Origin of the sequence: Mucilaginibacter sp. MD40, from assembly GCF_002288635.1 — a bacterium.
Taxonomy (GTDB): domain Bacteria; phylum Bacteroidota; class Bacteroidia; order Sphingobacteriales; family Sphingobacteriaceae; genus Mucilaginibacter.
Genome location: NZ_NRSW01000001.1, coordinates 3,710,464 through 3,734,208 on the forward strand (window position 1 = coordinate 3,710,464; position 23,745 = coordinate 3,734,208).

The window sequence follows — 23,745 nt, forward strand, 5'->3', positions numbered from 1 at the left end:
TGTTAATGCACAGATACTAAAAACCAATTCAACATGGAAAACAATTCAAATGACATCAGCAAATGCCCGTTTCACAACGGCACATTAAAACATAACACCGCAGGCGGCGGTACACGCAACCGCGACTGGTGGCCAAACCAGCTTAAACTGAATGTTTTGCGCCAGTTTTCGGAGCTAAGCAACCCAATGGGCGAAGATTTTAATTATGCCGAAGAATTTAAAAGCCTTGACCTGGAAGCGATAAAAAAAGATCTGCATGAGCTAATGACCGACTCGCAAGACTGGTGGCCTGCTGATTTTGGGCATTATGGCGGCTTATTTATCCGCATGGCATGGCACAGCGCGGGTACCTACCGGGTAACCGATGGCCGCGGTGGCGCAGGCGCGGGCATGCAGCGCTTTGCCCCGCTAAACAGCTGGCCTGATAACGTTAGCCTGGATAAAGCACGCAGGTTATTATGGCCGATTAAACAAAAATATGGCCGTAAAATATCATGGGCCGACCTGATGATACTTACCGGCAACGTGGCGCTCGAGTCAATGGGCTTTAAAACCTTTGGTTTCGCGGGTGGCCGTGCCGATGTTTGGGAGGCTGATGAATTGGTTTACTGGGGTGCCGAAACTACCTGGCTGGGTAATGATGAGCGTTACGCAGATGGACAACCGGGCGTTGCAGCGCACGGCGTGGTTTCATCTGATGAAGACGCTGACGGTAACATGCACGACCGTAAGCTGGAGCAACCACTCGCGGCAGCGCATATGGGCCTTATCTATGTTAACCCTGAAGGACCCGATGGTAACCCTGATCCTATTATGGCCGCGAAAGATATTCGCGAAACCTTTGGCCGCATGGCTATGAATGATGAAGAAACCGTTGCTCTTATTGCAGGCGGTCACAGCTTTGGCAAAACCCACGGCGCGGCATCATCAGACCATGTTGGTAAAGAACCGGAAGCAGCAGGTATTGAGAGCCAGGGCTTTGGCTGGAGTAATAACTTTGGTTCCGGGAAAGGTGCCGACACCATTACCAGCGGTTTGGAAGTTACCTGGACGACCACCCCGACACAATGGAGCAATAACTTTTTTGAAAACCTGTTCAATTTTGAGTGGGAATTAACCAAAAGCCCTGGTGGTGCGCACCAGTGGGTAGCCAAAACAGATCAGCATATTATTCCTGATGCTTATGATCCTGAAAAAAAGCACCGCCCTACTATGCTTACCACCGACCTTGCACTGAGGTTCGATCCTGCATACGAAAAAATTTCAAGACGTTTCCTGGAAGACCACGAAGCATTTTCAGATGCCTTTGCCCGTGCCTGGTTCAAATTAACCCATAGGGACATGGGCCCGCGCGCTTTATACCTTGGCGCGGATGTACCGCAGGAAGAACTGCTTTGGCAGGATGTAATACCGGCTACAGATCATGCATTGGTTGATGATGCCGATATTACTATTTTAAAGGCTAAGATCCTCACTTCGAGTTTAACTATATCGGAACTGGTTGGTACCGCATGGGCATCAGCCTCTACCTTCCGTGGGTCTGACAAACGCGGTGGTGCTAACGGCGCACGTATACGCCTGGCACCTCAACGTTACTGGCAGGTGAACAACCCGGCGCAACTGCAAAAAGTATTGAACGTACTGGAGGGTATTCAGCATAATTTTAACGGTGCGCAAAGCGATGGCAAAAAAATATCCCTTGCCGACCTGATCATACTGGCAGGTAATGCCGCTATTGAGAAAGCCGCTAAAGATGCCGGCCACGATGTTACCGTTCCATTTACTCCTGGCCGTGGCGACGCCACACAAGAGCAAACCGACGTAGAATCATTCGGTTACCTTGAACCTCAGGCTGATGGTTTCCGCAACTACCGTAAAGGCCGTTCAAAAGCATCAACCGAGGAAATGCTGATTGATAAAGCGCAGTTACTAACCCTTACCGCTCCTGAGCTTACTGTACTGATGGGTGGTTTAAAAGTGTTGAACATTAATTACGACGGTTCAAACCACGGCGTATTTACCTCGCGCCCGGGCCAGCTTACCAATGATTGGTTTGTAAACTTACTGGATATGGGTACCGAGTGGAAAGCCGCTTCGCAGGATAAAGAAACCTACGCCGGTAACGACCGTGCTACCGGCCAAACCAAATGGACCGGCACACGTGCCGACCTGGTATTTGGTTCAAACTCCGAACTACGCGCCATAGCTGAAGTTTACGCCGCGGCTGACGCTGAACAGAAGTTCATAAAGGATTTTGTTGCCACTTGGACCAAAATAACCAACCTTGACAGGTTTGATATTAAAAAGTAAGTAAACTTCATCTTATAAAAAAGACCGTGGCAGCATTTGTCACGGTCTTTTTTATGTAATGATCTCTATAATGCCTTTGATATTTCAAAAGCGTCTAAGGGTTTATCCGGCGCACCAACTACAAAATATTCCCCGTTTAAGGTAAGTATTCCATCTTCTTTGCTGATGTCTATCCGTAAAAAGCCATGCTGTGTTTCGTTACTGGCATCAAGGGTAACCTCGTTGGTATCTAAAGCTATAAAACGGGTATCATTAGTTTGGGCAATGCTATGCAACTCTTCAAAGCCACCAGCGCCGGCAACAATAAAAGGCACCTGCTTACCATCAGCATAACGGCGCGTAAAGCGCTGGTAATTGTGTACGTGGCCGCTAAAAACAATATCAGGCTTAACACCTGTATGGTCAAATACCTCATTAAGCATATTGATCATAGGCATGCTTGAACCATGGTTTGTATCAGCGGAGTAAGGCGCGTGATGCATGCACAGGATGAGTAATTTATCTTTCGGCGCGTTAAGGAGTTCCTGTTCAAACCAAGCGCGCTGATCAGCCAAAACCGCTCCAAACTTGGGCACATTGGTATGTAAGCCAATAAATGTGGCCAGCGGCGTTTCCAGTGTCCAGTATACATTGGGTTGTACCATACTTTTGCGCATGGCATTACCGCTAAAACTTACCGAATCACGTTGGTGGGTACAAAAAACTTTCACAAAAGCATCGAGGCTTTGGTATGGCGCGGCATGGGGATTAACATCGCTGTCATGGTTTCCGGCTATGGCAAAAACCGGCCCCTTAAAATTATCGAAAGGTCTAAAAAACTGCTCCTGATATTGAGTCGCTTCGCCGAAATGATAAACCAGATCGCCCAGGTGGTAAATAAATTCTCCCGCAGGCTGCTGCGCAGCCATCATGGCAACCAGGCTGCCTCTTGCCTCGGGGCGCCCAAGGCCTCCAGTATCCCCCAACATATAAAAACTCATGCTATTGGTATGAGCAGGGCATATAACGTCTGTAATATTTAAATGGTAGGGATATTTACCGGTAGGCTGTGGCAAGGGCCTTATCTTGTAGTTATCGTCGGGCTGGTTGAGTTTTAGTACAGGCTTGCGGTAGTTCATTTACAGTAGAAATAACAAATCATTCATAAATGGTGCGAGTAATGCCCCGTACCAAATAAATGCTTTTGTTGTTGCCTTAATACTTTTATAATGTTATTAAAAGCTACGGATGTTATTTACTTAAACGAGGGCGCTTCTTTTTAAAATCGTTTGTATTATTTTGACCTGACGATGCTGAACAACGATTAGGTTGAGGCGAAAAGCGCTTTTGAGGTTTAAATTTAGGTGCTGCTGCCGGCTTTTCTTCGGCAATGCGTACCTCTAACTGGCGGTCGCCTAGGGTAAGGCCGTCCAACGCCTCGATAGCGGCCTGGGCACCTTCGGCAGTTTTCATGTGAATAAAGCCAAAACCTTTGCTTTGCCTGGTCATTTTATCGCGCACGATAGTGAGAATGTCAATATCGCCATGCGGACCAAACATCTGGGCCAGGGCCATTTCGTCCATTTCGCGTGGGAAACCCACAACAAACAATTTTATCATAAGTAGTTTACTACCGCAAAGGTACATAAACATTAAATAAAATAGCTGTTGATATGTATTTTTAAAATACCTGCGGCCCGGTAATGACTACGCCACAGGTATTTTAATCTTTTGTTTATTTATTTAACTGTCAACTCTTTACCGGCTATATCTTCCCAACGGTAGTAGTGAAAAGTTTTATCATCACTCATTACCACAAACAGCCCATGTTTAAAGGTACTGTTCAGCGGAACATTCACCACGTCAGAACCATCGCTCTGGCGGGCGGCTACCGGGACCACCTTCAGCAGTTTATGCTGAAACGGATCTTGCGGTGTGCCCCCCCTGCTAAACACCTGGAAACGGTTAGCCCCCTGGTCTGATACCAGTATGTAACCCGTACTATCGCCGGTTTTGTAAATAGATATCCCTTCATGGTCCGCCTTAAAACCGCTTGTGCCAAATATGGATAGTTGCTTATCGCCTTTTTCCGGATCGGCATAATACTGGCGTACACCTACCTGCTCATCAGAATAATAAATATACCCCAACTCATTATCAACGGCTATGGCCTCTATCTCCTTTTTACCGCTGTATTCGCCAAACTTCCGCACCAATGTGGCTTTCACATTGCCTGTACCATCGTCCTGCAAGAGATACTGCCAAAGGTACCCTCCTGTTTTAGGGCCGTTTTTACGACCTACTACCGCGTACATTTTTCCATCTTTCGCGGTGTAAATAGTAATCCCCATCAGGTCACGGTACTCGTAGCCGTTCTCTCCTACAAAAACATCAATACCGCCGTTGTCAACCGGTTTCATATCAGGCACCGAATAAATGCGCAGCTTATGGGTCATACGCTCGGTAGTAATAGCGATATCAGTAGGCTTACCTTTAAGCATAAGGCCGTAAGCCAGATCCACATTGTTGGGGCGCTTTAAACCATGCACTACCTTATCGGCTATAATTTTTCCCTGCAGGTCAAAAACATATAAGGCACCATCCGCGTCCTTATCTGTTCCTATGACCAGGCTCTTAGCAGGGTCGGCTTTATTTACCCATATTGCGGGGTCATCCGTATCGTATTTTACCGGCTCGGTAATTACTACGGGCTTTACATCATTTTCATTTACCTGCGCTTTGCATGCTCCCATTGATAGTAACAGGCAGCAGGGCACCATTTGTATCCAGCTTCTCACGTTCATGCTTATAATTTTGTTCCGTAAGCGCCTATGTAAGTAGCCGGCTCAGGCGATAGGTAAGTAATGCCGTTGCTCATTGCTATACCTGTTTTATAAAAGCGGGTGAAGCCGGTTGTACCTTTACCCAAAGCAGGTGAATTACCTTGCAGGTGAAAATCCCAGCTGGTGTTAAAGTCAGGACTGGTCATAGGGTTATCCAGCGGATAGTTAACAAATTTAGGATCGTTCTGTCCGGCTGTTGTACCGCGCACATCATGCGTGCCACCAGCAACCACATCGTTCTTACCTACCTGGAATTGGCTAACGGTAGTTTGATCATAACCATAGTACCAGTTATAATCGTTTTTAGAACGGCTATCCTCCAGATTTTTAGGATCACGTTTAATACCGAAACGGGTATTAGTAAATAGATTATTAAACAGGTCGGCATGTACGCTGGTTTCCAGCCACACCGAACCACCTTTGGCGGTTGGCCTGCGCCAGCCTGTGTTCACCATGGTATTATTATAAGCTATAATGTATGCCTGAGGTTTAAGGTCACCAGCATTTGAAAGCTTCAGCGCGTTGGTGTTACAGCTATAAACAAAGTTGTAAGCCACATCGGCCAAACAGCCCGATTTGAAGTTCATGGCCTCGCCACCGGTTATACCTGTGGTGTAAAAAATATTGTTGGCAAAGATGATCTTGCCGCCCTGGATGTAAGTACAATCTTCCTGAAAATTACGGATGATACTGTTTTGCACCACCAGTTTACCATTGATGTTTGAAAACCACAACGCCGGAAGGTTTTCACCAGCTTTATTTTTATACAAACCCATTTTTACAGAGGTTGAAGCATCAGACGTAGTGTTACCGCCGTACTCCAGTATGGTATGGTCAAGCACCAGTTCGGCACATGATGGCGCTGCCAGTATACCCCCCCAAAGCTTACCAAATTTATTGGCATCTGTGCGGTAGGCATCGCTTACTGTAAATTTAACCGGGTTTACATCGGTCCCTAATGAGTACAGATTGCCTTTCACAATAACCTCCGGTTTGGCGGTGGCGTCCATCAATACGGTAACACCTTCCTCAATGGTAAGGGTTTTACCCTCGGGGATAATAATATCTCCTTTAATTTCGTGTACACTTCCCTTTGCCCACACGCCTGATACCTCACCCGAAGCCGAACCATTGATCGGCCTGGTATCTACGTCGATATTTGCTTTCTGGCAGCCGGCTAATGCCATTGTGGCGAAGGCTGCTGCTGTTACTAACTTTTTTAATTTCATGATTGTATGCTTATATGGTATAGCAGTAATTAATTGAATTTGTAGCGCAGGCCCAGCAGGTAGCTTTGCCCGTAATAATCCGCGCGGATAAGTGTCTGTCCGTTGTGCACTATATCTTCGGCTATCTTATCATTCGCCGGGTTGGTGCCTTTAATGAATAGCTTAGTTGGCGTATTCAGGATGTTGTTGGCTTTAACAAATACACTGAAGTTTTTTGCAAATCTCTTTTCAGCAGATGCATCCATCTGGATAAAGCCTTTTTGCCACAGGTCGTTATCCAGGAATTGCGATACCGTGTTGATACGCTCACCGGTGTAAGCTCCGGCTATTTGTACATCCCAGCCTTTCTTAGTGTCTTTATACAATAAAGACAGGTTGGCAATATGTGCCGATTGGCCATACAGCGGTCTTGTCTGGTCTACCAGATAGGTTTCTAAATCGCCGGTTGTGGCATTAACCCGCCTTGCGCTTTTAGGTGTTGTAATGCGCGAATGGGTATAGGTATAATTGGCCTTTACGCCTATTTTGTTAAAGAATTTAATGTAGTCTATCTCAGCACCGTAGTTTTTGGCAGTACCAAAATTGCCTGGTGTGTAGTAAATATCCTGACCGCGTGTAGGGTCGGGCTGGAAAGTATACTCAATAGGATCTTTAATACGTTTGTAGAACGCGCCTACCAGTAACTGCTCAGAAGCGCCGGGGAACAACTCATAACGCAGGTCATAATTATCCGCGAGAGCGCGTTTCAGATCAGGGTTACCACGTTCCTGGTATTCCTCATTCACTACCTTACTTGGTACTATTTCATAAAAACCGGGGCGGTTAACCGCTTTGTAATACGAAGCATGCAACTGGGCTTTATCCGTTAGATGATATTTAGCGTTTACACTCGGTAATACATCCGTATAAACCTGACTACCATTAGGCCTTGTTTCTCCTGCAGGAAACAGCAGGCTATAATCCTGATTGGTATGCTCCACACGGACACCTCCAACCAACTCCAGTTTGTCGGCATTGTATTTTAGCATACCATAACCCGCAGACGTTTTTTCAGAAGCATCGTAAGTAAGTGGGTTGGCTACGGCACCGGTCGGGTTGGTTACTACCAGGTTAAGGTCGGTATAGTTTTGAAAGTCAACTCCATATTGCTTGCTGATGTCGCTGGGTACTGGTGCAAGCGTGTAATTATTAAAGAAACTGCTGCGCTGCTTATCGCGATATAAACCACCAAACATCAGGTCAAGTTTATTGGCAGTGTTGGTATTTTTGAAAATATTGTAAGTAAGATCGAGATACCCGGCTTTATCCTCATCGGTATTACGTTCCCAGCGGCGTTGTATAGGAGCGCTGTTTACTAAAGTGGTGCGCTTATCTACAAAATTTTGCTCAACGCCATTTAAACTGATAGTGGTATTATCAGGCACCTCGTTGCGCGCAGATGAATAAACCGCCGACCATTGTACTTTAAATTTATCATTAAACAAATTATGGTCACCATGCAGCGTACTGTTGTAGATTTCCTGCTTGGTTAACCTGCTACGGGTAGTGTAGGTAAGTTCGGCGTTACCATTGGCGGGGTCATAAACACCGTTGTAGGTAGTACCCAAAGCATCGCGCAGTTGCTGGTTTTGCAGGTTAACATAAACGTTGTATAAACTTAGCTTGTTATTTTTATCAAAAACGTAGTCTACCTTACCATGTAAACCCAGGCGTTTTTGCTGTTCGGAATATTCGCGGTAGCTTTTACTGGTAATAACGGCATATTTATCAGTACCGGCCACAGCGGTATTATAAAAAGTACTGTTGCTTCCTCTGTAAGTGTTTTGATAGCTACCTGCCAGGATAACGCCCAGTTTATTATCAAAAAAACGCTGGCCTAATGATAAGCTGCCTACAAGGTTAGGTGCCGGCTTTTTTGAGGCATAATCAAGCGGGCCTTTTGGGAAATCGGCTTGGGTAGCATTATAGTCACGGCCGTGTATCTCGTAGGGAGATTTACTGTTGATGGATGACGAGTTGAAACTGGTAAAGTTACGATCGAAGAACAACTGGCTGTATCCTGTAGCCAAATTAGCATTTACCTGGAAACGCTGCGGCGCGTTTTTCATCACCATGTTTACCGCGCCACCAATGGCATCGCCCTCCAGGTTTGGGGTAAGGGTTTTGTAAACCTCCAGTCGGTCCAAAAGATCAGAGGGGAAAAGGTCAAGTGGTACATAGCGGTATTTATTATCCGGGCTGGGGATCTTTACGCCATTAACCAGCGTGTAATTGTAGCGCTTATCCATACCACGTAAAATAGCGTATTGCCCGTCGCCGTTGCTGTTACGCTCTATGGACACGCCTGATACACGCTGCATTACGTTGGCCACGGTAAGGTCTGGCGATACTTCGATAGCCTTGCCCGATACGATGTTCATTACCTGTGTGGCTTTTTGCTCAATGCGTCGCGCATCGCGGTCATTTGAGCCCCCGGCTGTAGCGCGTACCACTACCTCGTTCAGGTCTGTTGAAGCGCTCTCCATATAAAATTTCAGGTGAGGGTTATCTTCCTTCAAAATATTAATGTCCTTGCGGATGTTTTTGTAGGTGAGGTAACTGATACGGATGGTTGCGGGGCCTGGGTTAACTCCTTTTATTTCGAAAGATCCATCCAAGCCAGTAGTGGTAGCTTTACCGGTATTTTCTAACAAAACGGTGGCTCCTACCAGGGCTTCGCCGGATTGCTTATCATAAACATGCCCCTTAATTTTAGCTGCGTTAGCTACAGTAACGCAAAAGAGCAGCGGTAAAAAAATTTGTAAAAGTTTGTTCATTGCTGTGGTTGATTCAATAGTTTAAAAACAACGGCGCAAAGGTGTGTATACACTTGTTTACAAATGAAATTTTGGCCGTTACCAAACAGCAACAGCGTTACAAACTCCGTATACCAAACGGCAACAAAAAATTACAAGTTATTAAAAACCAGTTATTTGATGCATTTAATAAACGCCATTATGGTTTTATTATCGTTACATTAACAAAATGTTAACCACTATTAGAGGCGTTTAAAGCTGTCTTTTGTAAAGAGTGATGTAACGGCCTAAAAGGGCAAACTAAAGTGTTTGTACAAACAAAGACAGGCTATCGCCCTGCGAAATATTGAGCTTTTTCCGTAATCTGTAGCGCGATACCCGCAGGCTATCCGTAGAGATGCCCAGCAACGTGGCAATATCCGCCGAATCCAGGTTCATTTTTATGAGCGCTATCAGGCGCATATCAGCAGGGGTTAATTCGAGCCCCCGGTTTCGCAGACTTTCAAAAAATTGCTGGTGTACCTGCTCAAAGGCCAGTGTAAACTCGCGCCAGTGTTGTTCGTGGCTAAAATTTTCATTGATTTGGGTAATCAATTGCTGCATTTGTTTTTTCTGGTCGCGGCGTTCATCCTTAACCATTGCCTGCAGGCTTGCCCTAAGCTGTTCAAGAAACTGGTTATTCTTTATCAAACTGAGTGTATGGTTTGATAGTTCTTTGCTCCTTAATTCCAGCTGCTGTTTTAACGCGGCCTCTTCCAAATGCTGGTTCTTCAGCTCAAGCCGCATCACTTCATGCTCGGCTGCGTTTTGGCGTGCTATGGCCTGCTGGTCGCGCAGTTTGAGGCGCTGCCTGCTAAATAAAACCATTAATAATATAACTAATAAAACAGCTACTATGGTAACTGCTATGGCGATGATGCGGTTTACTTTACGGATGTTATTGAGCCGGTCAATCTCATCGCTCTTTTTATTAAAATCATATAATACCTGCAAAAAAGCGGTTTGCTTAACACCGTCTTTTGAGTAAACATCAAGCGAATACTTACGGCTCAACTCGGCATAATGGTATGCGCTGTCCATCTGCTCCATCAGCTCGAAGGCCTTACCCAAATCCTTAGCGCTTGATGCCTGCTGGTATACGTTCCCTAAGCTGGTGGCCAGCTGCAGCGCGCGGCGGCTTTGCACGATACTTTCTTTATACTTACCGGTTTTGCGTAAAATATCACCAAGGTTATTGATCACCTCTATACTGCCGGTTTGGTCGTTCTGCTCCCGATACAACTGTAAAGAACGATTGAAATTAACGTAGGCAGAATCGTACCGGGCCAGATCCTCATAAATGCTGCCCAGGTTCTCGTATATTTTTGCGGCTCCCTGCTTAAAGTTCGCACGCTGATACCCTTCCAATGCTTTGCGCTGATAATAAAAAGCGCTATCGTACCGGTGCTGCTTTTCGTAAAGATGACCGATGTTGCCCAATATTTTAGCTTCGCCCTTTACATTATGATACTGCCTGTAAATGCTTAATGCCTTATTATAAAAACTGCGGGCACGGTCTAACTGCTTATTGTAATAATATAGTATGCCTATATCGCCCATATTGGCCGCTACGGATAAGGGCTTGCCGGCTTGTGTAAAAACCTTATCGGCGTGGAGGTAAAAATCAAGTGCCTGGCTGTAATGCCCCTGGTTATAACAAATGGTACCCATTTGCTGCAGGCATTGCCCTTCAATCGGTTTATTCGCTTTTTCCTGCGCTTTGATGTACAGCTTACGCAACAAGAGCAAAGCACTATCGGGCCGGGTTTGGCTTAATGAGGCGGCCTTTTGCAAGTCCATATCCTGCCCGTAGGCGCGTAAGCTTAAACCAATAATTAGTACAAAAATATAGGTGAGCCTGTGCATTTGTTTTTTTACTTACAGCTAAGCCACAAAATAATTAATCCAATGTTAATTTATCATTAAGTAATACAGTTGAGCACTGAAATGATTCGGGTTGTTTTTCATAAAACATTGCACAGTAATAGGCCAATTAGTTTAATTTGCGCCGCTGTAAATAACAATATCAACCCAGCGCCACCGTTTTATTTTAAACTAACAACAAAACACATGAAGTTTTTAAAAACCGTTTACCTGCCCTTGTTTATTGCCGCGGCGGTAGCTTTGCTGCCAGCCTGTAAATCAAAAAAACCGATGGTTAAGCCAGCGCCCACTCCACCGCCGGCTACTGCACCTGCCCCTAAACCAGCCCCGGTTGCTACGCAAACTCCGCCACCTCCACCACCGCCTGCTCCTGCGCCACCAGATTATAATTTTAAGAACATACAGTTTGAATTTAATTCAGGCATATTAAAAACTCAGGCTTATCCTATACTGGATAAAGCTGTAGCGGAGATGAAAAAAGATCCATCAGTTAAATTTGAACTGGATGGCAACTCATCTGCCGAGGGTACCGAACAACATAATATGGAACTTTCAATAGAGCGTGCCAACGCCGTTAAAACCTACCTGGTAAACAGCGGTGTTGATGCTGATAATTTAGTAGTTAAGGGCTTTGGTGTAACTAAGCCGCTTAATAACAATAAAACCGAAGAGGAGCGCGCTCTTAATCGCCGTGTAGAAATACATAAATTGTAACCGCCCATAAACAATTAGAAAGGGCCTTGCTTTATCGCAAGGCCCTTCTTGTTTTTACACATCCTTTATTATATTTACTAATTAAACCCCACTTAAACCTTGGCAAATAACATTTACAGGCAATTGCATGAACAAGGCTTACTTAACGATGAAAGCTATGAAAGGCTGCAAAAGAAAGAAAGCTTAAACCTTTTTTCCGTACACTGGGAACTCAACCTGCTATTATATACAGGTGTTCTGTTGCTAACCGGGGGACTGGGTACACTGATATACAAAAATATTGACACCATTGGCCACCAGGCTATATTGGCATTGATAGCGCTGCTTTGCATAGGCTGCTTTTATTACTGTTTTAAGCATAAGGCACCATTTTCCAGCCAGAAAGTGGCGTCACCTAATACCGGGTTTGATTATATTTTGCTGCTGGGTAGCATTCTAATGGTCACATTTTTCGGTTACATACAATACCAGTACAATTTATTTGGCAACAATTACAACCTGGCCGCCCTTATACCGATGGTGATACTTTTTTTTGTTGCCTATCGCTTCGATCACCTGGGTATATTGAGTATGGCCATTACCAGCCTTGCAGTTTGGATGGGCATATCTGTTACTCCTAAAACGCTCTTATTGATAGGCGATTTTAATAGCCTTACGCTTATTTATACCTACCTGTTACTGGGTTGTATACTACTTGCGGCAGCATGGCTTACCGAAAGGTTCCAGTTTAAAAAGCACTTCAGATTCAGTTATCAGAATTACGGAACTCATGTAACCTTTATCGCGCTTTTAGCCGGCTTCTTTCATTTCTTTGAACATGCTTACGCGTTGATATGGGCTACCGTAATTTTATCACTTGCCGGTTACTTGTATAGGGATGCCTATAAAAATCACTCATTCTACTTTATTCTTACCAGCGTCTTATATGGCTATATTGCCCTTTGTGGCTTAAGTATACGCATATTGGAGCTGTTCGCCATAAAAGATATAGGCGGATTTTACCTCTTATTATTACTGATTATTTCCTCTACTATCGGGCTTATATTTTTCTTAATTAACACTTACAAAAACCTCAAATCCGATGATCATTTATAATCAGCTTTGGTTAAATAACCTACGCGTAGTAAAAAAGTTAAGAGATGATTATGAGGATGGCTACATAGGTAAAGGCGAGTTCTTAGCTATAAAACAACACTATCCGGTAGGTTTTTACAAACCCAGAATGGTGGGTGTTATAGGTTTTTTTATACTTACACTATTTGCCCTTACATTATCTCTCGCTTTACTGAGTTTAATAGCAGCAGGAGGAAATTTTGCAGGCACCCCATATTGGACATTATTTTTGTGCATAGGCTGCTATGCCTGCCTTGAGGGCATGACAAAAGCCAACAATTATTTCCATTCGGGTATTGATAATGCTCTGCTTTATTACACTGTCGGCCTTGCTAACACTACCGCTTTCTGGATAGTTGGTTTCTTCAGCAATGACCAATCGGGGCTTTTACCGGCATTTATACTTTTAACTTTGGTTTACCTGTACCTTACCCTACGTTTTGCCGACCTGCTAATGGCTGCAGGTACCTGCATTTACTTTTTTTGCGCAGTATATTTTACATGGGCAAAATTAGGTGGGTTTGGCATGGCAACCATGCCGTTTATCATGATACTTGCAGCCGCCGTAGCATACTATATACTAAACCTGTTAAACAAGAAAAGTATTGTTATAAACTACATCAACTGCATTGCCGCGGGGCGTTTAGTAGCAATAGTAGTGCTTTACCTTGCAGGTAATTATTTTGTGGTGAACAAGCTAAACAACCTGTTAAAAAATCTGGACGATAGCCACACGCAGGTGCAATTGGGCTGGCTGTTTTGGTTGTGGACCATATTATTGCCTTTAGCTTTATTAGCCACAGCCATAAAAAACAAAGACCGCTTATTCTTAAGGACAGGTATGGCGTTATCAGTTGCAGCCGTTTTTACATTCAGGTATTATTACCATCTTTTGCCGGTTGAGGTTATGCTTACCATTGGCGGGACAATTCTGCTTTTACTGGCTTACACAATTATCAACTATCTTAAGCAGCCGAAGAAAGGCATCACTTATACCGAAACACGTAAAGCTAATTGGGAGAAGCTTAATCTAGAAGGTTTTATTATAGGCCAGACAATGGGCCATGCGCATCAAACTCCCGCTAAAAGCCAATCGCCTTTTGGTGGCGGTAGCGGCGGTGGTGGTGGGTCGAGTGATAGTTTTTAAACTCGTTTATTTCTTTACCAGATCGGCAGGGTTAACCGGGTTGCTTAACAGTTGCCCAAACAGTTCCCAACGTTTTTGAGAATTGCTCACTTTACCTCCATTACGTTCAATATAATCTCTAACCAGGTCCTGGCCATAGTTATAATTGATCACATAACTGCGGTATTTTTTAATAAAGTCTATCGACTTATCGGCGGTTTCATCGTTCATTAAACAGTATTTACGCAGGTAGCTACGTGCCTTACTTTCGCTCATGGTATCATTGATCAGGTCCCTCGCGGCCTCGTTACGGGCATAGTTCAGGCGGCCTTTTATCACCAGTGCTTTAAAATAAGTATCAGCGCCTGCAGTATCCAGTCCGGCCATAGGCAGTAACACATTCTTGGCAAATTTCACTTTTTCATCTCCCGGAAAAGCCATTTCGATACCAAAGTTTGCGCTGCCTTCCGCAATCAGCGATTGCGGGCTAAACAAAGGATATAAAGATATCTCCACCCAACCCCTGTCGTGATACAGGTTTTTCTCCAGCAACATATTATACACGTGGTGGCCAGGATAGCTTTCGTGGCTGCCTACATCAATGGCCCTGTCAATAAATATCTTAATATCCGTATTGATCTGTACATCACTTTTATAATTGCCTTTATACCAGTTATAGCCGTTCCAGGGTTTGTTGTTTACCAACTCAAGCGTTAAGCTTTCGCCGACAGGCAGTTTAAAGTGGGTTACCGTGCGTTTACGCGCTTCGGCAATAGCGGCTTTCATCACCATTTCTATTTTATCTTTCGGAATGATGAATTTGTTGGCCAGCTTCTGGAACCGGTCATTGATATTTCCTTTACCGGGCAACATACTGTCCAACTTGTCCAGTTCGGCTTTAAAGTTCTCTTCGCCGTAGGCCGGGGCTGCAACGCCAAAAAGCTCTCTCGATTCTTCGTCAAAAGACCGTGTTTCTCCTGCAAATATTCTTACCCTTCGGTTAAAAGCCAGCAACTGGTTGTATATCCAGCGGGCACGTATGCGGTTGGAGTCTATCTTGGCATCATCACCGGCAATTTTAACATTATTCATTAACTCGTTAATGGATGCCAGTATACTATCGCGCGGAAAGTCGTCTTTATTAATTTTCTCAGTAAGTTCTTTGGGTTTAAGCGAGTCCGGGCCGTAGTAAGCATCTACAAAGTCTTTGTCGTACTGGCCTATAGTTAAGCCAAGGGTTACATATTGCTGAGCTAACTTATTCAGTTTTTTACCTTCCACACTGTCTGATGCTCTTTGCTTGCATGATAGTACAAACAACACGGGCACCAGTAACAACAATTTCTTCATACGGCAGCTTTGTAATGAGGCCGCAAGGTACGCAAATCCTTTTAAAAGGCAGGATTAAATGGTTGGCCACCTCATCTGAATATCAGGTTTATGTATTAAGATTGCATTTAAGCCCCAGATAACCTATCATTGCGAAATATTATCTACTGTTCTAATAGTCATGACTAAACAAAAAGGATTTACCACCACCCTGCTTCATGCCGACCGCTTACGTAAGCCGGAATTTGGCGCGCTGCATCAACCCATACATACCGCTGTAACCTGGGGCTTTGATGATGTGCAGGACCTGGTGAACGTTTTTCAGAACAAGGCCAAAGGTTTTGCCTATTCGCGCCAGGGAAACCCAACTACCGCCGCGCTGGAAAGCAAAATCACCATGATGGAGAAAGGTATAGCTACTGTAAGTTTTTCTACCGGTATGGCCGCCATTATGGCAACGGTTTTCGCGCTGGTAAAAGAGGGTAGCCATATTGTTGCCAGTTCTTTTTTGTTTGGGAACAGCCGCAGTGTACTTACCACCTTTACCGAAATGGGATTAGATATCAGCTTTGTTGATGCTACCGATGTTGAAAACGTAAAGGCTGCCTGCAGGCCTAACACCTGCATGGTGTTTGTTGAAACCATTGCCAACCCGGCCACCCAAATTGCAGACCTGCAAGCGATAGGTGATCTTTGTGAGGAAAAAGGCCTGATATATGTAGTAGATAACACCATGACCTCGCCGTATATTTTTACGCCTTATGATGTAAAGGCATCATTGGTGGTAAACTCATTAACTAAATACATTGGTGGCCATGGTAATGCGCTTGGCGGAGCGGTAACAGATACCGGCCTGTACAATTGGGCCAACTACCCCGGCATTGCAGAAGTGCTGCGCCAGCAAATAAAACCAGAACTTTTAGGTATTACCCAGATACGAAAACGCGGCCTGCGCGATGGCGGCGGCACCCTTGCACCCGAAGCTGCACACAACCTGTCTGTAGGTGCTGAAACCCTTGCACTACGTTTAGAGCGTTCATGTGGTAATGCCCTGGCCTTGGCTCAATATCTGGATCAGCATCCATTGGTTGACAAGGTATACTACCCAGGTTTAGAGAGTCACCCGCAGCATGAGTTATCGAAGAAATTGTTTCGCCTGCATGGTGGTTTGATGAGCTTTGCTTTGAAAGATGGTATAGATGTTTTTGCTTTCCTTAATAATTTAGAAGTGGTGATAAAAAGCAGTAACCTGGGTGATACACGCACGCTGTCTATCCCGGTTGCCCAAACCATATTCTTTGAGTTGGGGCCTGAACGCCGCGCCGAAATGGGCATACCGGAAGGCATGATCCGTTTATCTGTTGGTATTGAAGATCGCGAAGACCTGCTTAACGACTTTAAGAAAGCATTTGAAGCTATTTCTTAACTTATTGCTTTTCTGATGGTCCGTTGGCTGAAGCCAACGGCAATGATGCTGTATTTTAATAGTGTTAAGAGCATCAATCTTTATCAGTATGTAAGAGCGAGTGTGGACTCGAAAAACTCATTGCCGTCGGCTTAAGCCGACGGAATAATAAATATAAAGATGGCTTCAGCCTGAATCTTAATTGGTTTGGCTGGGGCCATTTGCTTTTCTGGTGGTCCGTTGGCTGAAGCCAACGGCAATGATTACTACACTTTTGAACAATAATGTTTCCAGTTCGTTTATTTGTAAATCCAAGATGCCATGGAAAAATTCAATCTCGACATTAAATACAACAAGCAGAACTTAGCATTGGAGGTCAAGGAATACCTGCATCACAGTCACCAACGCTGCAAAATTGAGGTATATCAAGACGACAAATTCCTGTTAAGCTTTAATCCCGATGACCATGAAACACTATCTGTGTGCCAAAACCCAGCCCAATTAGATAATAAACTGGTACATTTAATAGCTGATAAGATCGAAGAGAAGATTGATTGGTTGGGATAGTTCCTCCTTCACGTTTTGGCATGCTATCGCTCGCAAAGACGTAGGCGTAAACAATAATGTCATTTCGAACGAGGAACGAGGAGAAACCCTCTACTTGCGATGAAGAAGATTTCTCCTCGCTAACGCTCGTTTGAAATGACATGGTTTGGATTAATTATATCTGTTCCGTTCCCGGCTTTTCTGCCAGCGCTTTTATCATCTCATCGGCAACCGGATCGGCTGAGATACCATAGCCGTTAACCAGTACTCCTTTCATTTTGTATTTATCAGATGATATGGCGTAAACAATAGCCTCATCATCAGGGTTAGAGTCGCCCTCAAACCGGTAATGCTTATCTACAACAAAATCTTCCGGGTGCAATTGCAGTTGGTTCCCGGCACATTGCAGGCAATTTTCATGCAGGTTAAAATCTTCGGTATATCCTTTTTCTCTGAGGTTATTGATTACTTCAGATACGGTTGTCATAGGTTTCATACAAAAATAGTGTTAGCTGTTTCTCTTATCTGCAAACCGTTACTTGTGGTTTGTTAGGTAAAGGTACGCTTGCGCGTGATTTATTATCGCATTTACCTAAAAGTGTATAGATAATAATAAAAATAACAATGGTTGATAAGCACCCACCACCCAGTTTCTTGGCTCCCCAGGCGGCAATAATAGCGCGGAAAAATTTATTCATAAACTAACATTTACATTACCAACATCATTTTATGAAAGATAGTTTGACTTAATTAAGCGGCAGGGTAAAATAAAAGGTTGAACCCTCTCCGCTTTTACTTTGCACCCATATTCGGCCGCCATGTTGTTTAATAATTTCTGCGCTGAGATATAACCCTATACCAAAGCCCGATATATTTTTGGTGTAACTGGACTCGACCCTGTAGTAACGGTCAAACAATTTATCCAGGTCCTGTTCAGTTATCCCCATCCCCTCGTCATGAATGCTTACTTCCACATAATGGTCCTTTTTAACATAGCTTACACTTATGCTCTTACCTTTGGGCGAATACTTAACCGCATTGCTTAGCAAATTGGTTAATACCGAACCTACCTTATCTTTATCTGCAAACACATCAACCGGCTCATGGTCATGTACATGAATAGTATGACTATGCGTAGTGATCTGTATTTCCTCGGCCATCTCATGTAAGAGTTGATTAAGGCGAAAGTGTTGTTTTTCAATATGTATCTTGCCAGATTCGAGCCTTGAAATGTTTAAGAAACCATTGATGAGATTAGTCATCTTCCTGATCTGGATATTGGCTTTCGCGAGAGCTCCATTAACAAAAGGGTCTGTGGTATCGCGCAGTTTAACAGTAAGCACTTGTATCAGTGCTGAAAGTGAGGTAAGCGGCGTTTTGAGTTCATGACTCGCTATACCAATAAAGTCATCCTTTTGCCTTTGTAACTTCTGAACCTCATCAAGGCTTTGCTCCAGTTTTTGGCGGGCCAGTACCTGTTCGGTGGCATCAGTAGTAATAGCAATTATACCTATCACCTTGCCGGTATTGTCGCAGTAGGGTTCGTAAACCACGTTTTGATAAATAACACCATTCTGGCTGCCCCTATATAATGAAACCGGCATTTCAACGGCTTCAAATGTTTCGCCCCGGTGAAAAACATCAGCCATTATTTGTTCCAGTCCTTGCTCCCTGGCTTCGGGCAAAACTTCAAATAATGGTTTATCTAATATTGCGGCGCTCTCTTTTCCCCAAAATTCAATCATCATATCATTGGCCACCATAACAGTATGTTTGGGTCCCATTAATATGCACATAGCTACAGGCGCCTGCAGGATAATGTTTTGTAGGTTTTTTTCGCTTTGCTCTACCTGCTGTTTTGCCCGTACCAGATCGGTAACCTCGGCGCCGGTATTCATTATACCATAAATTTCGCCTTTAGTGTCAAAAATGGGTACAAAGCTGTAGTTAAAATAAAAGGGCTGCAGTACGTTATCCACTACAATATCAACGCGCTGGTTCCTGGCATGGAAAGCTTTGCCGGTGGTATAAACCTCATCCAACTGGTCATAAATAGCCTGGTTGCCCAATTCGGGCAGTAAAGAATGATAGGTATGGCTAAATACATCGTTCCCCTTGCCCCAAATATCAATGATGGATTGGTTAGCCAATACGATCTTCATTTCCCGCCCCTTGTACACTGCAATCGGTAACGGCGCGCTTTCAATTAAGCTGCGCGTGCGATGTTCCGACTCCTTTAGCTCTTCCAGCAACTTTTCCAAACGGCGCTGGCTACTTAATAATTCCTCATTGGTTGTTGCCAGCTCCTCGTTAGTAGCTGCGAGTTCCTCATTAGTGGCTACCAGTTCTTCATTAAGCGTCTGTTGTTCGTGCTCACTTTCTTCAAGTGCTGTTGTACGCAAACGTACTTTTTCTTCCAGCTCATCATTTAAATTAGCAAGTTTTAACTGAGTCAAGTGCAATGCTTTGTTGGTAGTAGCCAGCTCCTCGTTAGTTGTAAGTAACTCTTCGTTGGCAGAAAGCAACTCTTTACTTAAAATATCTTCGTTTTGGCCTGATACAATTGCCTGTTGCTCGCTTTCCTGATGGTTAGCAAGCATTACGTTATCAATATCCTGGCACCAACAAACAAATCCATCAAACTCCCCAGTTGCATTAAGCCGGGTTGCGCCGTTGCAAACCACCCAATGATAGTTGTGATTACCGTTTTTAAGCCTGAAACTTATTTTAAAACTACTTTGCTGAAATGCCGCTTTTTTTAAGGTTTGCAAACATAAGTCCAGATCAGCCTGATGGATCCCTTTAAACCATTGTTCACTGGTTTCCTGCTCAATTGTACGGCCGGTAAACCTTAGCCACGCGGTGTTAGCATACACAGCGCCACTATCCTTATCCAGCATTAATACCATAATAGGTGCCGTATCTGCTATTGCTTTAACCTGCTCTTCAGAGCTTACCGGTTTATTATGATGCATCTGTATGACCAACAATTAAGTAACTGATAAAAGTATCAGGAGAGTGAATATATAAGCGTTAACAAAATTTTATACGCTTTGTTAAGGAAAAACGTAATTTTTACAACTTGAATAGTTGCGCGTTGGCTGAGCCAGGAAGTATCGGAAAAGTAAGAGATCTCCTGAATGGATTCGAACCACTACGAACAGAGTCAGAGTCTGGTGTGCTACCGTTACACTACAGGAGATTATCGGTATTTCTACGGCGCAAATTTAGCTATTTAACAAATTCTATCAAGCATTTTATTAAGAAATTATGTGCTAAATGTTACACCAATAAGTCCACTTAATAGTGAATTGCCTGTTTTTGATTGTAAATGGTGACGGTATGGAATTATCGCCATAAACTATAAACAGATCTGAAGCGGGCTTATATCGCCATTGCAACCTGCTGTTAATGTTTAAGTTATTTGCCTGCTGGTTGTATTGCACAAAAGTGGTAAAGTATAATGTATTGGTAAAAGTAACATCGGCACGCGGCCCAATAAGCCAGAAGGTACTGTGTCCATATGGCTGTGGCAAGTGCAGATCGTTATAAGAGGCGTTAACCAGCAAATTAACATACGGCTGAAAGCGGTAACCCACCTGTCCTATCAGGGTGTTTTTAGTACCATTATCATAATACCCGCCGCGGGCAGCCTCAACCAGGTAAGTAAACACGCTTTGCGGCTTTGAAGCGTATTGTATATCAATGGTTTGCCAGTGATTTTTAAAACCTACAGGCAGCTTAACCTTACCGGTATTGGTTGGATCATAGGGCTGCAGCAGTTTTACATAATCATCAAGCCCTGATACGGTTAAAGTACTGCGGTTACGAAATGTGATTAAATAACTTAATATGGTTTCGTAATCGGTAGGATTAAAAGCCTCATCAAAAAAATAAGTACCGCTTATTTGCGGGCCATGTGAGAGTATAATACCGCTTTTAGGTAAAAAATTATGTTGAAGTAAAGGGTTGAGCTTATTGTATCCCTTCCTGGGCACATAACCTACTTCCGCGTTGTAGTTACGGCCTACGTATTGCTGCTGAAGCGCGAGTGTCCAGTATTTGCTGAGGTATTGGATATTGGCCGCCTGCACATAATCATGCCCGGAAACGCCCGGGGTGAATGATTTAAGCCCGAGCAGCTTCCCCGTCCATATGTTATTTGACGAGGCCAGGTTAAACTCCGCACCCACGTTACGGTTATAGGCAAGCCCTGTGCTCCCGGCCGTCGGCGCGCTACCGGTGGCATCTTTATTAACAAACATTAAGGCGATATTGGAGCGTGAAAATACACGCCGCTGCAGGGTAACCACGCCAAAGTTTTGCCCAGCCACGTTATCTGCTGAAGATTGCCCGGTTTGTATATCCATTACTCCTATGCGCCAGTTCTTGTCAATTTTGCCTGTAAGCCTTGCCCCCGCTCTAATCGGAGCATTTAGACCTACCCTTCGCGAGAAAAACGGGCGGATATCCGCATAACCGAAGTTGGCAAAGAGGTCGCCGTTCTCCAGAAAGAACTGCCTCTTCTCCGGAAAGAAAAGCTCATAGCGGTTTAAATTGATCACCTGCTGATCTACATCAACCTGCGAAAAATCGGGGTTTACGGTTAGGTCCAGGTTGAGCGACGAGGTAAGGCCTACCTTTACATCGCCACCTATTTCTTTTCGCCAAACAGCATCTTTATTGTGCTCAAAATCTTTAGTGACACCCGCCAGTGCATAAGGTATAATAGATATGTTATGCGTAGCTACGGGAGGGGCTTCATCCCATACAATTGTGCCTGTGTAGGCAAGCGCTGCTGTAGGGAACTGCCTTGGTACTGGCGCCCAGCTCGATTTCTCAGTACTTTTGAGGTCATTACGGCTAAAGTTGATACCCCATTCTTTTATCCCTTTTTTGTAGCGGATACTTTTAAAAGGGATTGCCGCCTCAAAAACCCACCTGTCGGGATAATTTTTTACTGTAGAGTACCATTTATTATCCCAGCTCAGGTCAACTTTACTACCCTCGTACATAATACCGTCCCATTGTGCGCCTACCGCATTGGCACCGAATGTGAACCCATCTGTACGGGCGTCAAAAGGGTCCATAAAAAAGATGAAATTGTCGTTTTTAAGAAAGGCAAAATCGCGCTTTAACGATTCGACCATATAGCCGGGGCTTGGCGTATAACAAACCGCGGATACGTAAAGGTTGTTGTTATCATAAGTAAGCCTTACAACCGTTTTGAGGTTAGCATAGCTGGTATCCATTGGTAAAACCATGTAAAACCTGTCGGCACTATCAGCCAAAAGCCAATCGTTCTCGTTAAGTATGCCGTCAATTTTTATGGAAGATTGCGCATGGCGGATATGCAAACGGTAATCGGCATTCTTTTTTTGTGCTAACACTGCGCTAACAAGCATGCTTAGGCATAGCCCTAAGAGTAAAGGTTTAAATTTGGCCAATGGGTATGGTATGTTAATGTGAGATAATACCGTAATTGTGCAGGGGATACACAATTATACTACATATGCTGCTAAATTAACTGATGATAGATTAATTCTTTTAAAAGCATATTGATGATTGTTACATTAACCGTTTTAAAGGCGATAAGAAAAGGCCATAAAATAGCAAAGGGCCATAGGCCCATTACTTTTGTTATAGTTAGCAGTTGATGATTCCTCTGGACGCCGCGGGTAGATTCGAACTACCGTGAAAGGTTTTGCAGACCCATACCTATCCTCTCGGCCACGCGGCTTTAAATCTTAGCCTTATTTGTTAGGCTGCGGCGTTGTACGCAAATAAGGTTTTACTTCGGTAAAGCCTTTAGGGAACTTGGCCGGTATGTCTTCAGTTTTTATAGATGGTAGTACTACTACATCCTCTCCATCCTTCCAATCGGCAGGCGTGGCTACGCTGTGGTAGGCTGTTAACTGCAATGAGTCAATAACACGTAGTATCTCCTGAAAATTTCGCCCGGTTGAAGCCGGATAGCTGATAATCAATTTGATCTTTTTATCAGGCCCGATAATGAACAGTGAACGCACCGTTGCTGTAAGTGAGGCATTAGGATGTATCATGTCATAAGCCTCGGATATTTTGCGGTCTTCGTCGCCAATGATCGGGAAAGTTACCTCCACATGCTGGGTTTCGTTGATATCGTTGATCCAGCCTTTGTGCGATTCCACGTTATCCGTACTTAAAGCCAGCACTTTTACATTGCGCTTCGCGAACTCATCTTTCAGGGCCGCGGTTTTGCCCAGTTCGGTTGTACATACCGGTGTATAATCTGCCGGGTGAGAAAATAATACACCCCAGCCATCGCCCAGGTATTCATACAGGTCAATTTCGCCTTGTGATGTTTGTGCCTTAAAATTTGGGGCATCGTCGCCAATTCGTAAGCTCATATTTTAAATTTTATTTTTTAACTTGATGTGATAAACTATCATCA

18 protein-coding genes and 2 tRNA genes are annotated in these 23,745 nt (G+C 44.1%); 6 read left to right on the forward strand and 14 right to left on the reverse strand.

Annotated elements, in window-relative coordinates; genetic code table 11:
- Positions 1-33: 33 nt before the first annotated feature.
- Entirely contained in the window at positions 34-2,310 is a 2,277-nt protein-coding gene (katG, locus tag CKK33_RS16595; RefSeq protein WP_095705184.1) for a catalase/peroxidase HPI, read from the forward strand.
- A 65-nt stretch (positions 2,311-2,375) separates the two neighbouring features.
- On the opposite strand, the gene CKK33_RS16600 is transcribed toward katG, so the two are convergent.
- The 6 genes from CKK33_RS16600 to CKK33_RS16625 form a co-directional block, all read right to left on the reverse strand.
- The gene (locus CKK33_RS16600; RefSeq protein ID WP_095705185.1) at positions 2,376-3,428 is read right to left on the reverse strand and encodes a metallophosphoesterase; all 1,053 of its coding nucleotides are present in this window, start codon (positions 3,426-3,428) and stop codon (positions 2,376-2,378) included.
- A gap of 112 nt (positions 3,429-3,540) precedes the next feature.
- The gene (locus CKK33_RS16605; RefSeq protein ID WP_158223462.1) at positions 3,541-3,909 is read right to left on the reverse strand and encodes an RNA-binding protein; all 369 of its coding nucleotides are present in this window, start codon (positions 3,907-3,909) and stop codon (positions 3,541-3,543) included.
- Positions 3,910-4,028: 119 nt separating this feature from the next.
- The gene (locus CKK33_RS16610) at positions 4,029-5,093 is read right to left on the reverse strand and encodes a phytase (protein ID WP_095705187.1); all 1,065 of its coding nucleotides are present in this window, start codon (positions 5,091-5,093) and stop codon (positions 4,029-4,031) included.
- Between the two features lie 2 nt (positions 5,094-5,095).
- Positions 5,096-6,361, reverse strand: a complete 1,266-nt coding sequence (locus CKK33_RS16615) for a hypothetical protein (protein ID WP_095705188.1) — start codon at positions 6,359-6,361, stop codon at positions 5,096-5,098.
- Positions 6,362-6,390: 29 nt separating this feature from the next.
- The gene (locus CKK33_RS16620; RefSeq protein ID WP_095705189.1) at positions 6,391-9,177 is read right to left on the reverse strand and encodes a TonB-dependent receptor; all 2,787 of its coding nucleotides are present in this window, start codon (positions 9,175-9,177) and stop codon (positions 6,391-6,393) included.
- Positions 9,178-9,456: 279 nt separating this feature from the next.
- The gene (locus CKK33_RS16625) at positions 9,457-11,061 is read right to left on the reverse strand and encodes a tetratricopeptide repeat protein (RefSeq protein ID WP_095705190.1); all 1,605 of its coding nucleotides are present in this window, start codon (positions 11,059-11,061) and stop codon (positions 9,457-9,459) included.
- A gap of 204 nt (positions 11,062-11,265) precedes the next feature.
- On the opposite strand from CKK33_RS16625, the gene CKK33_RS16630 reads away from it, so the two are divergent.
- The 3 genes from CKK33_RS16630 (at position 11,266) to CKK33_RS16640 (ending at position 14,053) form a co-directional block, all read left to right on the forward strand.
- Positions 11,266-11,793, forward strand: a complete 528-nt coding sequence (locus tag CKK33_RS16630; protein WP_095705890.1) for an OmpA family protein — start codon at positions 11,266-11,268, stop codon at positions 11,791-11,793.
- A 99-nt stretch (positions 11,794-11,892) separates the two neighbouring features.
- Positions 11,893-12,888 (forward strand): DUF2157 domain-containing protein, encoded by a 996-nt coding sequence (locus tag CKK33_RS16635; protein WP_095705191.1) that lies wholly within the window; start codon positions 11,893-11,895, stop codon positions 12,886-12,888.
- Positions 12,875-14,053, forward strand: a complete 1,179-nt coding sequence (locus CKK33_RS16640) for a hypothetical protein (protein WP_095705192.1) — start codon at positions 12,875-12,877, stop codon at positions 14,051-14,053. The genes CKK33_RS16635 and CKK33_RS16640 overlap by 14 nt, the downstream gene beginning before the upstream one ends.
- A gap of 6 nt (positions 14,054-14,059) precedes the next feature.
- On the opposite strand, the gene CKK33_RS16645 is transcribed toward CKK33_RS16640, so the two are convergent.
- Positions 14,060-15,382 (reverse strand): hypothetical protein, encoded by a 1,323-nt coding sequence (locus tag CKK33_RS16645; protein WP_095705193.1) that lies wholly within the window; start codon positions 15,380-15,382, stop codon positions 14,060-14,062.
- A gap of 160 nt (positions 15,383-15,542) precedes the next feature.
- Here CKK33_RS16645 and CKK33_RS16650 point away from each other — a divergent pair, with 160 nt between their 5' ends.
- Complete coding sequence (locus CKK33_RS16650; RefSeq protein WP_095705194.1) at positions 15,543-16,787, forward strand: cystathionine gamma-synthase family protein; 1,245 nt, start codon at positions 15,543-15,545, stop codon at positions 16,785-16,787.
- 300 nt (positions 16,788-17,087) lie between these two features.
- On the forward strand, positions 17,088-17,333 hold the full coding sequence (locus CKK33_RS16655; protein ID WP_095705195.1) for a hypothetical protein: 246 nt from the start codon (positions 17,088-17,090) through the stop codon (positions 17,331-17,333).
- A gap of 154 nt (positions 17,334-17,487) precedes the next feature.
- Here CKK33_RS16655 and CKK33_RS16660 read toward each other — a convergent pair whose 3' ends face one another.
- The 7 genes from CKK33_RS16660 to CKK33_RS16685 all read right to left on the reverse strand — a co-directional run bounded on the left by CKK33_RS16660 (position 17,488) and on the right by CKK33_RS16685 (position 23,701).
- Positions 17,488-17,808 carry a phosphoribosylpyrophosphate synthetase gene (locus CKK33_RS16660; protein ID WP_095705196.1) on the reverse strand — a complete coding sequence of 107 codons (321 nt, stop codon included), beginning with the start codon at positions 17,806-17,808 and terminating at the stop codon, positions 17,488-17,490.
- Positions 17,809-17,833: 25 nt separating this feature from the next.
- Positions 17,834-18,010, reverse strand: coding sequence for a hypothetical protein (locus tag CKK33_RS19645; RefSeq protein ID WP_198952489.1), 177 nt, complete (start codon positions 18,008-18,010; stop codon positions 17,834-17,836).
- 48 nt (positions 18,011-18,058) lie between these two features.
- Complete coding sequence (locus tag CKK33_RS16665) at positions 18,059-20,287, reverse strand: ATP-binding protein (RefSeq protein WP_095705197.1); 2,229 nt, start codon at positions 20,285-20,287, stop codon at positions 18,059-18,061.
- Between the two features lie 156 nt (positions 20,288-20,443).
- A tRNA-Gln gene (locus CKK33_RS16670) sits at positions 20,444-20,514 on the reverse strand.
- Between the two features lie 73 nt (positions 20,515-20,587).
- On the reverse strand, positions 20,588-22,717 hold the full coding sequence (locus CKK33_RS16675; protein WP_095705198.1) for a carbohydrate binding family 9 domain-containing protein: 2,130 nt from the start codon (positions 22,715-22,717) through the stop codon (positions 20,588-20,590).
- A 261-nt stretch (positions 22,718-22,978) separates the two neighbouring features.
- Positions 22,979-23,052, reverse strand: a tRNA-Cys gene (locus tag CKK33_RS16680).
- A gap of 13 nt (positions 23,053-23,065) precedes the next feature.
- Positions 23,066-23,701, reverse strand: a complete 636-nt coding sequence (locus tag CKK33_RS16685; protein ID WP_095705199.1) for a peroxiredoxin — start codon at positions 23,699-23,701, stop codon at positions 23,066-23,068.
- Between the last annotated feature and the right edge of the window lie 44 nt (positions 23,702-23,745).